Below are 11,454 nucleotides of genomic sequence, written 5' to 3'. Positions count from 1 at the left end.
AAATTGATTCCCATCTTTGCCTCCTGAAATATAAAATATTAAGCTTTAAACTTTGCGTTAAAAAATAACTATGATATACGATAAAAACAATCCCGGCTGTCTCAATTCTGAGACAGCCGGGATTAAAATTTATAATAGATGTTTCTATTTTAGACAGTCAAAGCTTTCTGGTAAGCATTTTCAAGACCTTCAAGGTTTTTACCTCCAGCTGTTGCAAATCCTGGGTTTCCACCACCACCGCCTTGGATCTCTTTAGCAAGATCTTTTACGATAGCACCAGCCTGATAATCTGCAGCCAGATCATCAGAAACTCCAACAGTAATCATTGGTTTTCCGTCTGCGTCAGAAAGAATAATCGTCACCGAAGCAGGGATTTCTTTCTTCAACTGGAATACGATGTCTTTTACAGAACCTGCATCCAAAGAAGTTTTCTTTACCAAAAGCTGCTTGTTGCCTTTCTGCTCATAAGCATTCTTCCATTCACCAATTTCACCTTTTGCTTTTTCTTTCTTAAGAGCATCTACCTCAGCTTTCAGTGAAGTGTTTTCTTCGATCAGTTTTTCGATAGATCTTACAACATCTTTAGACTTTAACAGTTGAGAAAGTTCAATGATCTGCTTTTCAAGATTATTGAAATATTCCTCAGACTTATCTCCTGAAATAGCCTCAATTCTTCTGATTCCTGCGGCTGCAGAACCTTCGGAAGTAATTTTGAAATGACCGATTTCGCTGGTGTTTTTTACGTGAGTTCCCCCGCAAAGTTCCTTTGAACTTCCGAACTGGATCATTCTCACACTGTCACCATATTTCTCACCAAATAAAGCCATTGCTCCTTTTTCCAGAGCTTCCTGGATCGGAATATTTCTGAATTCCTGTAAAGCAATACTTTCCTTGATCTTTTTGTTTACTTTTTCTTCAATTAATGCCAATTCTTCCTCAGTCATTTTGTTGAAATGAGAGAAGTCGAAACGCAGATAATCCGGACCTACATAAGAACCTTTCTGCTCTACGTGATTTCCTAAAACCTCTCTTAACGCTTCATGCAGAAGGTGAGTCACAGAGTGGTTAGCCTGGGAATTCTTTCTTTCAGAAGTATTTACTTTAGCATAGAAAAGAGCGCCTGCATCTTTAGGTAGATCATTGATCAACGAGATAATCAGTCCGTTCTCTTTTTTAGTTTCCAGTACTTCAAAGCTTTCAACAGCATTCTCAAGAACACCTTTGTCTCCAACCTGTCCACCTCCTTCCGGATAGAAGGGAGAGCTGCTTAGGACCACCTGATAAAATTCTCCGTCTTTGTTTTCTACCTTTCTGTATCTTGTAATATAGGTTTCAGATTCTGTCTGGTCGTATCCTACAAATGTTTCAGGCTTATCTTCAAGATTTACCCAATCATACACTTTCTGGGCAGAATCTTGCTGAGAACGCTTTCTTTGCTTTTCTCTTTCAGCTTTGAATCCTTCCTCATCAATCGTTAACCCTTTTTCTTCTGCAATAATTCTTGTCAAATCATCTGGGAATCCATAAGTGTCGTATAATTCGAAAACTTCAAGAGTTGGTAAAACTTTTTGATTATCCGCAATGGTTTGTTGAATTAATTTTTCAACTCGGATTAATCCTGTTTCAATCGTATTTAAGAATGAATCTTCTTCACTTTTAATAACTTCAGTTACCAAAGTTCCCTGTTTTTCCAGCTCAGGGAAGAAAGTTCCCATTTGTTCCTGTAAAACAGCAACCAATTTGTAAAGGAAAGGCTCTTTCATGTCTAAGAATCTGTAAGAATAGGAAATTCCTCTTCTCAAAATTCTTCTGATTACATACCCAGCTCCTCCGTTTGAAGGTAGTTGTCCGTCTGCAATAGCAAAAGAAACCGCTCTGATGTGGTCTACCACAACACGGATGGCAATATCTTTTTCGTCTTCTAAAATCCCTGTATATTTTTTACCTGAAAGTTCTTCAACTTTAGCAATTAAAGGTGTGAAAACGTCTGTATCATAGTTGGAAGATTTCCCTTGAAGCGCCATACAAAGACGTTCGAAGCCCATTCCTGTATCTACATGCTGTGCAGGAAGTTTTTCCAGAGAACCGTCAGCTTTTCTGTTGAATTCCATGAAAACGAGATTCCAGACTTCCACAACTTGAGGATGATCGTTGTTCACCAATTCAAGTCCTGAAACTTTAGCTTTTTCTTCCGGAGTTCTCAAATCAACATGGATTTCAGAACAAGGTCCGCAAGGTCCGCTTGCCCCCATTTCCCAGAAGTTATCTTTTTTATTTCCGTTGATGATTCTGTCTTCGGAAATTACTGCTTTCCAGTAGTCATAAGCAGCCTGATCTCTTTCCAGATTTTCGGAAGCATCACCTTCAAAAATCGTTACGTATAAATTTTCTTTTGGAATTCCGTATACTTCAGTCAGTAATTCCCAGGCAAAAGCAATAGCCTCTTTTTTGAAGTAATCCCCGAAAGACCAGTTTCCCAGCATCTCAAACATGGTGTGGTGGTAAGTATCTCTACCTACATCGTCCAGGTCATTGTGCTTCCCTGAAACTCTAAGACACTTTTGTGTATCGGCAATTCTAGGGGCGGTAGGTGTTTTGTAGCCAAGGAAGAAATCCTTGAACTGCGTCATTCCGGAGTTGGAAAACATAAGGGTAGGGTCGTCTTTCAGCACAATAGGAGCTGAAGGAACGATCAAGTGCTCCTTACTTTTAAAATAATCTAAAAATTTTTGACGTATCTCTTGTGATGTCATAGTATTGCTTTTGCTTTTTTAAGTATCAAATTTTTGATAAGATGCAAATTTAAGATTTTTAAGCGATTTAATTTCTAATATTAAATATTTTCGAGGATGTTTTATAAAATGTCTGACATAATAATTCTTAACGTTAATAATGAATATGCTGATATCATTTTTTTAAGGCAAAGGCACAAGGTTTTTTGAATCATCTCCGGCCTATTTAAAGGTGAAAGAAAATCAAAAATTTTCAATGGTTATAATTTTATTTATTGTCATTAATATGTTCATAATAAAGGTAATATTGCACTGGTGATAAATATAAAAGCAGGATGCAATTTTATCGAAGATAAAATCTTTGCGACTTAAAAACCTTCTTTAGTTGATGTCTTTTTGCGCCCTTGCGTTTTCAAAAAATTATATTAAAATTAAAATCTTAAAAAGATGTTTTGAATGGGGCAGGTTTTGATATGGGAGGCAGATCAGAATTTTTTAATTTCTTTTTCTGAAACCTTATAGGTTTTCAAAACCTATAAGGTTTGCCGTGGCTGTAATCAATAATAATCTTTCTAATCTTGCAATTTTCCGTTTAACTTACTACCTTCGTTGTGATCTGAAATAAGACAAAAAATCCTTCCAATGACAAAAGATGAAGAACTGAAAAGCTGGATAGAACAATATTCCGGACCGCTTTTGAAACGGGCGCTGTATGTACTTTCAAATAAAGAAGATGCACAGGATGTTGTTCAGGAAGTTTTTCTCTCCGCTTATTCTGCTTATGATTCTTTTGAAGGGAAAAGTCAGGCACTGACCTGGCTGATGGCAATTCTGAACAGAAAAGTGGCAGATTTTTACCGGAAAAAATATAAATCTGAGCCCAATATCAGACTTGACCATTTTTTTGATGAAACCGGATCATGGAAAAATAATGACGTTTTGAATGACTGGAATGTTTCAGGCGAAGGAGATGAACTTTTAGACAGCGCAGATTTTAACAAAACATTGGAGGAATGTATCGAAGAATTGCCCTCCAGATGGAAGATACTGCTTAAAATGTATTATATAGAAGAAAAAAAAGCTCCGGAAGTAAGTCAGGAATTGAATGTTTCTACGACTAATCTTTGGAAGATTTTGCAAAGAAGCCGGATGCAGCTCAGAGAATGTCTGGAGTTTAACTGGTTTTCAAAATCATAAGAGACAATGATAAGAAGAATACTACATATCTTATTTTTACCATGCAGTGAAGCTACTTTACTGATGGAAAAAAGGAATGCCCAATCCATTTCTGCCAAAGAAAACCGGATGCTTAGCATGCACCTGATGATCTGCAAATGGTGCAGGATGTACAATGAAAAACTTGCCCTTCTGGATAAAGTTTTTAAAAAGACCTTTTCTGAAAAAGAAATTGAAATTAATGATTCTGAAATTCAGGACTTTAAAAATAAAATGATCGATAAATTAAATTTCTAAGAAAATTTCTGTCAGGATTTTAAAAAGCTTCCGACTATACTTTTGAAAACAATAAAGTATTAATTAAAATCTTAAAAACATGGTCGGAACAGTACAGGAATCTAAAAACTTATTATCCCGAATCGGGTATTATATTTCACTTTTCGGAGCAGCCCTTATTTTACTGTGGATTGGTATTTTCAAATTTACCCCTACAGAAGCAGCGGCAATAAAGCCTTTGGTAGAAAACCATTTCTTAACTTTTTTCGTATATAAATTGACAAGCGTCCAGGCAGTGTCAAATCTTATCGGAGTGATAGAAATTATCATTGCATTACTCCTGATATTTAGTGCGAAATTTGCTGTACTGAAAAAGTATGCAGGAATAGGAATGATTGCAACTTTTCTGGTGACATTAAGCTACTTGTTTACAACACCGGGAATCTGGAAAGTAGTGGATGGAGTTCCTGTAACTGATTTCTTTATTTTAAAAGATCTGATGCTTTTAGGATTTGGATTAATGATCGTTCAAAATAATAAGTAATGAATAAAAAGGTAAATATGAAAAATATATTAATTGTACTCGGAATTGTTCTGGGTATAGCAGTATTTGCTGCAGGGTCCGGGCTTTTTACAAAAACAAAGCCCCATGAAGTGGAAGTAAAAAAAGAAAATGAGAACATTATGGATAATAAAAATGTAAAAGAGATTTATTTTGCAGGGGGATGTTTTTGGGGAACAGAACATTTTTTCCAACAAATTCGTGGAGTTGTAGGAACAGAAGTGGGGTATGCCAACGGGAATACCAATAATCCTACTTATGAAGAAGTGGTAAGTCATACAACAGGTTTTGCGGAAACCGTAAAAGTGAAGTATGATCCTGAGCAGGTAGATCTGAAACTTCTGATTGATCTGTATTTTAAGACCATTGATCCTACCAGTAAAGATCAGCAGGGAAATGACAGAGGAAACCAATATAGAACAGGAATTTATTATACAGACAAAACAGCTGAAGCAGTTGTAAAAGATGAGGTTCAAAAATTAGCAAAAAATTATAATAAGCCGTTATTGGTAGAAACTATTCCGTTGAAGAATTTCTACAAAGCAGAAGATTATCACCAGGATTATCTGGATAAAAATCCAGGAGGGTACTGTCATATTGAACCGGGACTTTTTGAAATGGCAAAAAAAGCGAACCCGCTTCCAAAGCCAGCCTATCATAAACAGGATAAAAAAGTTTTAAAAGGGAAACTGACTGCAGAACAATATAATGTCACTCAGGAAAATGGTACTGAAAGACCTTTCCAAAACGAATACTGGAACGAAACCCGTGAAGGAATTTATGTAGATATTACCACAGGAGAACCTTTATTTGTTTCTACAGATAAATTTGAATCCGGTTGTGGATGGCCAAGTTTCTCAAAACCAATTACGAAAAGCTTGATTGATGAAAAACTGGATCGTACCCATGGAATGGATAGGGTAGAAGTGAGAAGCAAAACCGGTGATGCCCACTTAGGGCACGTTTTCACAGACGGACCGGAAGATAAAGGAGGACTTCGTTACTGTATCAACAGTGCTTCTTTGAAGTTTGTCCCAAAAGCTGAAATGGAAACAAAAGGATACGGAAAATATCTTCCGTTGTTAGATAAAAAGTAATTTGAAAGAAAGGTTGCCATCTGGCAGCCTTTTTATTTTGAATTAATGATGTAATTGAAATCGTTCTTTAATGCTGAGCATAGAGATATTCAGGAATATAAGAAATCCAAAAATAATATATGATGCTTTTTTAGAAGCGGTTGTAAACAGATTAAAAACTTTTCCATACTGGGTAGATTGAAAAGTATCTACAGTTTCTTCTGGTCCCCAATATACAGTGTCATTACAAAGCAAACATTCATATTCGAGAGGTTTAGGATTGGGGTCAATATAGCTGTAAACAGCAAAAATATGTCCAGTTTTTTCGAGATCAATGGCATACTGTTCTTGTTGGGCTATTGCCAAATCATTCAAAACCGAGACAAAATCACCATAGGTATTATTTTGATCTAAAATAAATTCAATACCAGACTCTTTCTCATTTCTTTTTGGGAGGTTTTTCAGTTCGGAAACGTACAGTTTTGAGTTTTGTTTAGCCGTGTTGGGAGCTACTTTTATTTTTTTGTAATTCCAGTTTCTTACAGATTCAAAAGAATACATATCGTTGCTTCTATCTTCCTTTAATTTGGCGGGAAGTCCAATATCCATCACAGAAACATTGATTTCTTCAAACTTTTGATTTCCATAATACCAGAATAAAACAGGGATCAGTATGGCACTGATCAATCCCGGAACGTAGTATATTTTTTTCATGGATAGGTTTTTAGCAAAACCAAATGAAAATTTTAAGCCAAAAAAAAGTGATTCAATACGAACCACTTTACTTATTTAATCTTTCAATTTTTAAATCGTTAAACCTACCAATCTCTTTTTTTCAAAATCCAATACGATCCGAATATGAAAACGGCAGACCAGACCAAACAGGCGATAAGGCTTTCTGTAGGGTAATGGAACTCATATTTTACGCCCATCATTTTGACCATATTTAACCTCATCATCGGATTAGGAATAAGGCTGGACATACTTTCCAACGGTAAAAGATGAGTGATGAAAAAATCATTCTGAAGGATCTCATTTCTTTGTGGTCCCTGCATTCCTTTTACTTTAGAAAAAACTTCAATTGTCGTTAAGATTCCTTCCCCAATCCAGAACACAAAAAGGGCAAGAAATACAAAAACCGATTTTCTTAGTAAAATGGAAAGGAACATTAGGAAACAGAAGAAAGTGAAGAGCTTTACAAGATAATTTCCGATAAAGAAAATCTCAGCAAAAACCTTGGTAGACTCTGTTGTATTTGAATATTGATATCCAAGCAATATGGTGATCCCGAATACAAGTACAGTAGAAACAAGGGTGAAAATACTGATTGTTAAAAGTTTTGACATGATGAATTCTTCTCTGCTCAATCCATCAATTGTATTCTGCTTGAACATTCGGTTACTGAATTCCTGTGAAATGGAGAAAACGATGATCAATCCAAGGAAAATTTTCAATAAAGCAACAATCCATGTGGTGAAATTCCAGATTTCCGGAAAGTTATAAATCCCTTGTTCTTTCAAATTGATGGTACTTCCGAAAAGATCAAAATCAACCAATCCGATGAAAAGCAGTGCGATAAGAATGGCGAAATATAATATGGTGAAAACCTTGAATGGTCTGTAATTCAGGTTTTTGTAGTATTCCAGTTTTAATAATTTTATCATGATTAATTGGTGTTTTTTACAAGTTCAAGGAATTGAGATTCAAGAGACAATTTTTTCTTGGTTAGATGCGAAAGGAAAATTCCCTTTTCAGCGAGCTTCTGATTCATCGCTGAAGCAGAAATCGAAGCATCGTCACGGATCTGAGCTTTGATAAGATCACCTTCCTGGTTGATGGAAGAAAACCACTGAAGCTCATTCAACGCATTCAAAAGCAAAGTATTGTTGTCTGCTTTTAATTCGAAAAAACCATTGTTGGAAGTCATTTCATCTACTCTTCCGCAGTAGATGGAATTTCCTTCTTTTAATACAATTACATGACTGCATATTTTTTCAATTTCATCCAGAAGGTGGCTTGCAATAATAATGGTGATCCCTTGTTTTGCAATTTCGCTGATGATTTCTCTGATCTGAATAATTCCTTCAGGGTCGAGCCCGTTGGTAGGTTCATCCAATATTAATACCTCAGGATTGTTCAAAATGGCTGAAGCAATAGCAAGCCGCTGCTTCATTCCCAATGAAAAAGTTTTGAAAGTATCTTTTCTTCTTTCGTATAGATTTACAGTCTTCAGAACTTCGTCAATTCTTGAGTAGGGAGTATTTTTAATTTCCGCAACAATTTTAAGGTTGGTTTCTGCACTTAAATAAGGGTAGAAATTAGGCTGTTCGATAATGGCTCCGATTCTTTTCAAAGTGGCAGGATCAGTACCTTTTTTACCAAACCAGAACCAATCTCCACTGGTAGGATTGATGGTAGAAAGCAGCATCCCGAAAGTTGTGGATTTCCCACTTCCGTTGGGACCCAAAAGCCCATAAACATTTCCTTTTTCGACATCAAAAGAAATATTGTTGACCACAACTCTTTTGAATTTTTTTGTCAAATTCTTTACTGATAAAATCTTTTCCATGTAATTTGTTTTACATAGTAGTAGTCTATATGAATTAGAGAATGTTACAGAATTATCATAAATCAATGTTGATTTATTTGTAAATAGATTAAATTTGATAGAATTAATCAACAGTTATGAAGCTAATTGAACTGGCAGAAGAATTGAAAGTTTCTGCAGAGGCCATAAAACAATTTATACAGGATTTCGATATTGAGTTGGTAGACTGCATCAGTACCAATTTTGAAGTAAAAGAAGATTTTGAAAAATTTGCCCGCGAAAATATAGCCTTTTTAAAATTATACGAGAAAGACCTGGACAAAAATAAAACGCTGGAACAGATTGCTGAGGTGATCAATCAGCCTAAGGATAAGGTTGAAAAGGTAATCAAAGATAATAATCTGAATATTTTTGATAATGGATTCTTCAAATCCTCTATATCAAGTTATGGAATTGATAATAAACTGGGCGGAAACTATAAGTTTGTGTATGATTATTTCGGGAGTAAAACCAGCCTTCAGCAAAGAGATTTTATAGGATACAGAGATCTGTTTTTTTATACATCAGCGGTTTTGGAACCCTTTCTGAATCCACAGCAGATCAAAGATTGGGGAATCCACAGACCTGCAGGAATTATTCTATACGGGCCTCCTGGAAGTGGTAAAATATTCTGGGCCAATAAGATTGCTGAGATCATTGGGTATCAGTTTAAGGAAGTGAAAAAGCACTATCTGGGAATTTCGTTGGTTGACGGAAATGAAATTAATTTCAGTGATTTCCTGATGAATATGATGAAAGAAAACAAAATGTTGCTTTTTATGGATGATTTCGATGAAATTATGATGCAGCGAAAAGCAGAAACAGATATTGCATCCTGCAACCTGGAAGCGCAGGAACTTATTCTTCATTATATAAGCAAATTTGAAAAAGAAGGCGTTTTAATGGTAGGTTCTGCCAATTCTGTTTCGGAAATTGATGAAGAAATTCTTGCTCCGGGAAGATTTGATGTGATGATTCCTGTCTTTCCTCCCAACGCCTCAGAACGGTCGGAAATTATTTTATATGCGATGACCAGAGGTCTTGAAGAAGATTCTTTACTGTATAAAATCCTTAAAAATAATAAAGCTGATAAAATTCCTTTCTGGCATGAGTCATCATCAAAAATGAAGGCATTCAGCAATACGATGCTGATAGACTTTACGCAGAGTTTAAAGAAAAGAATTAAAAATCTTTACCAAAAAACCCGAAATGAAAAGCTGAAGATCGATCAGAATCTTTTGAACGGAGCTTTAAGAGATGCCAGGTCTAAGCTTACCGAAGAATATCTTGATCAGGTAGCCCGATTCCTTGCCGATGCCATCATCAATAATTTTGATGATTTTAAGTTTAGAATTCAGGCATTGAAAATTGAACTGGAAACCTATAGGGTTGTTGAAGAACCTCGAAGAGAAATAGGATTTCAGCATAATGGCGAGGAAGATAAAGGGTAAATCGTTCAACGTTTAGTGTTTTTCAAAAAATTACTTATCATTCATTACTCATTACTCATTACTCATGAACAGCATCTGGGAACTGGACACCTTCTACAGAAAAAGAGATATTATCATTATTGGTGCTGGATTTTCAGGGCTATGGACTGCTATATCCATCAAAGAGAAATATCCTGAAAAATCTGTTTTAATTATTGAACGGAATGCCATTCCATTGGGTGCTTCAACGAGAAATGCGGGGTTTGCCTGTTTCGGAAGTCTTACCGAAGTTATTGCGGATTCGCAGAAAATGGGCTGGGAAAAAACACTGGAGCTTGTTAAAATGAGGTTTGATGGACTTCAGAAAATCAGACATTATTTTAAGAATGATGAAATCAATTTTGAACTTAACGGAGGTTTTGAAATTGTAAATAATGACGAACCTTTATTCCATATTGATGCTGTCAATGAAAAACTGAAACCCATTACCGGACTGGATAAAACGTACGCTCTGAAACAGAATAAAATACAGGAGTTCGGGCTTGGAAAATCATCATTTCTGATTGAAAACCCCTGTGAGGGAAGCCTGCATTCAGGAAAGCTGTTACATAAACTTCTTGAAAAATGTTATGAGCTGAAAGTGGAATTTTTATTCGGAACAGAGGTCGGAAGTATTGAAGAATCAGCAAATGAGATTGAAGTTTATCTTTCTGCTGATCTTTCTGTAAAAGCAGATCAAATGATCTATTGCACCAATGCATTCACTTCAAAGTTTCTGGAAAAAGAAAATATCGTTCCTGCCCGTGGACAGGTTCTTCTCACAGAACCAATAGAAGGCCTGAAGCTGAAAGGAACTTTTCACTATGATGAAGGGTATTATTATTTCAGAAATGTAGGGAACAGAGTATTAGTGGGTGGCGGAAGAAATCAGGATTTTAAAACTGAAGAAACAACTACTTTTGAAACTACAGAATTCCTGCAGAATCATTTGGAAAACTTTTTGAAAGAAGTCATTCTGCCTCATCAAAATATTAAAATTGCTCTCCGCTGGTCGGGAATTATGGCTATGGGGGATGAGAAAACACCTATTGTAAAACACCTTTCGGAAAGACAGTTTTGCGCTGTAAGACTTTCAGGAATGGGAGTTGCTTTAGCTCCAAAGATTGGTGAAATGATAGCGGGAATGATTTGATAAATGATAAACTAAATTGAGATCTTCATCTAAGATTTTGCGAATAAACTGGAATAAAACAGAATGAGCAGTTATAAATATACAGTATGGTTTTCTATATTAACAATTCCTCTTGGTTTTCTTGCAATCATTGCAGGAGGTGGAGGTCACGGGACTTATTTCCCTTTATTGGCTATCTTTCCGTTTAGTTTACTGGGAACTTTTTTTAATGAAGAAATACCTGTACTTATAGGAATAATACAATTACCTGTTTATGGTTTTTTAATGGATAAATTTGAAACAAAAAAAGCCTTTCCCGTTATTATTGCAATACATGTTATATGCATTTTTACTGTTTTTATGCTGAGAAGAGACTACTTTTTTAGTTAATTATCTTCCCACCAGTTACAACCCATAACTCAAATCCGGGAACTCGTAACCCGA

Annotated in this window: 11 protein-coding genes; 7 read left to right on the top strand and 4 right to left on the bottom strand. The window is 35.7% G+C overall.

Annotated features, from left to right (window positions below; genetic code table 11):
* Positions 1 to 149 precede the first annotated feature (149 nt).
* Positions 150 to 2,753 (bottom strand): alanine--tRNA ligase, encoded by a 2,604-nt coding sequence (gene alaS, locus DBR39_RS00540; RefSeq protein ID WP_124530387.1) that lies wholly within the window; start codon positions 2,751 to 2,753, stop codon positions 150 to 152.
* 621 nt (positions 2,754 to 3,374) lie between these two features.
* On the opposite strand from alaS, the gene DBR39_RS00535 reads away from it, so the two are divergent.
* From DBR39_RS00535 to msrB, 4 genes are all read left to right on the top strand, one after another.
* Positions 3,375 to 3,929 (top strand): sigma-70 family RNA polymerase sigma factor, encoded by a 555-nt coding sequence (locus tag DBR39_RS00535; protein WP_109738842.1) that lies wholly within the window; start codon positions 3,375 to 3,377, stop codon positions 3,927 to 3,929.
* 6 nt (positions 3,930 to 3,935) lie between these two features.
* Positions 3,936 to 4,205 carry a hypothetical protein gene (locus tag DBR39_RS00530; protein ID WP_124530386.1) on the top strand — a complete coding sequence of 90 codons (270 nt, stop codon included), beginning with the start codon at positions 3,936 to 3,938 and terminating at the stop codon, positions 4,203 to 4,205.
* A gap of 79 nt (positions 4,206 to 4,284) precedes the next feature.
* Positions 4,285 to 4,728: a DUF417 family protein gene (locus tag DBR39_RS00525; RefSeq protein WP_124530385.1), complete on the top strand. Its 444-nt coding sequence runs from the start codon at positions 4,285 to 4,287 to the stop codon at positions 4,726 to 4,728.
* A gap of 17 nt (positions 4,729 to 4,745) precedes the next feature.
* Positions 4,746 to 5,843 carry a peptide-methionine (R)-S-oxide reductase MsrB gene (gene msrB, locus DBR39_RS00520; protein WP_124530384.1) on the top strand — a complete coding sequence of 366 codons (1,098 nt, stop codon included), beginning with the start codon at positions 4,746 to 4,748 and terminating at the stop codon, positions 5,841 to 5,843.
* Positions 5,844 to 5,885: 42 nt separating this feature from the next.
* Here msrB and DBR39_RS00515 read toward each other — a convergent pair whose 3' ends face one another.
* From DBR39_RS00515 to DBR39_RS00505, 3 genes are all read right to left on the bottom strand, one after another.
* Entirely contained in the window at positions 5,886 to 6,536 is a 651-nt protein-coding gene (locus DBR39_RS00515; RefSeq protein ID WP_124530383.1) for a hypothetical protein, read from the bottom strand.
* Positions 6,537 to 6,640: 104 nt separating this feature from the next.
* Entirely contained in the window at positions 6,641 to 7,486 is an 846-nt protein-coding gene (locus DBR39_RS00510) for an ABC transporter permease (RefSeq protein ID WP_124530382.1), read from the bottom strand.
* Between the two features lie 2 nt (positions 7,487 to 7,488).
* Positions 7,489 to 8,391: an ABC transporter ATP-binding protein gene (locus DBR39_RS00505; RefSeq protein WP_124530381.1), complete on the bottom strand. Its 903-nt coding sequence runs from the start codon at positions 8,389 to 8,391 to the stop codon at positions 7,489 to 7,491.
* A gap of 116 nt (positions 8,392 to 8,507) precedes the next feature.
* Between DBR39_RS00505 and DBR39_RS00500 the strand changes: the two genes are divergently transcribed.
* From DBR39_RS00500 to DBR39_RS00490, 3 genes are all read left to right on the top strand, one after another.
* The gene (locus DBR39_RS00500) at positions 8,508 to 9,860 is read left to right on the top strand and encodes an AAA family ATPase (protein WP_124530380.1); all 1,353 of its coding nucleotides are present in this window, start codon (positions 8,508 to 8,510) and stop codon (positions 9,858 to 9,860) included.
* 64 nt (positions 9,861 to 9,924) lie between these two features.
* Positions 9,925 to 11,031, top strand: coding sequence for an NAD(P)/FAD-dependent oxidoreductase (locus tag DBR39_RS00495; RefSeq protein ID WP_124530379.1), 1,107 nt, complete (start codon positions 9,925 to 9,927; stop codon positions 11,029 to 11,031).
* Positions 11,032 to 11,094: 63 nt separating this feature from the next.
* Positions 11,095 to 11,400 carry a hypothetical protein gene (locus DBR39_RS00490; RefSeq protein WP_124530378.1) on the top strand — a complete coding sequence of 102 codons (306 nt, stop codon included), beginning with the start codon at positions 11,095 to 11,097 and terminating at the stop codon, positions 11,398 to 11,400.
* Positions 11,401 to 11,454: the final 54 nt, after the last annotated feature.

The organism is Chryseobacterium sp. KBW03, assembly GCF_003852415.1.
Taxonomy (GTDB): Bacteria; Bacteroidota; Bacteroidia; order Flavobacteriales; family Weeksellaceae; genus Chryseobacterium; species Chryseobacterium viscerum.
The sequence above is the reverse complement of the archived record's forward strand: the minus strand, read 5'-3'. Positions and strand labels throughout refer to the sequence as shown.

What these genes read in the sequence shown, in the direction of transcription:
- alaS (WP_124530387.1), bottom strand. Translation starts at nt 2,753, where the DNA reads ATGACATCACAAGAGATACGTCAAAAATTTTTAGATTATTTTAAAAGT.
- DBR39_RS00535 (WP_109738842.1), top strand. Translation starts at nt 3,375, where the DNA reads ATGACAAAAGATGAAGAACTGAAAAGCTGGATAGAACAATATTCCGGA.
- DBR39_RS00530 (WP_124530386.1), top strand. Translation starts at nt 3,936, where the DNA reads ATGATAAGAAGAATACTACATATCTTATTTTTACCATGCAGTGAAGCT.
- DBR39_RS00525 (WP_124530385.1), top strand. Translation starts at nt 4,285, where the DNA reads ATGGTCGGAACAGTACAGGAATCTAAAAACTTATTATCCCGAATCGGG.
- msrB (WP_124530384.1), top strand. Translation starts at nt 4,746, where the DNA reads ATGAAAAATATATTAATTGTACTCGGAATTGTTCTGGGTATAGCAGTA.
- DBR39_RS00515 (WP_124530383.1), bottom strand. Translation starts at nt 6,536, where the DNA reads ATGAAAAAAATATACTACGTTCCGGGATTGATCAGTGCCATACTGATC.
- DBR39_RS00510 (WP_124530382.1), bottom strand. Translation starts at nt 7,486, where the DNA reads ATGATAAAATTATTAAAACTGGAATACTACAAAAACCTGAATTACAGA.
- DBR39_RS00505 (WP_124530381.1), bottom strand. Translation starts at nt 8,391, where the DNA reads ATGGAAAAGATTTTATCAGTAAAGAATTTGACAAAAAAATTCAAAAGA.
- DBR39_RS00500 (WP_124530380.1), top strand. Translation starts at nt 8,508, where the DNA reads ATGAAGCTAATTGAACTGGCAGAAGAATTGAAAGTTTCTGCAGAGGCC.
- DBR39_RS00495 (WP_124530379.1), top strand. Translation starts at nt 9,925, where the DNA reads ATGAACAGCATCTGGGAACTGGACACCTTCTACAGAAAAAGAGATATT.
- DBR39_RS00490 (WP_124530378.1), top strand. Translation starts at nt 11,095, where the DNA reads ATGAGCAGTTATAAATATACAGTATGGTTTTCTATATTAACAATTCCT.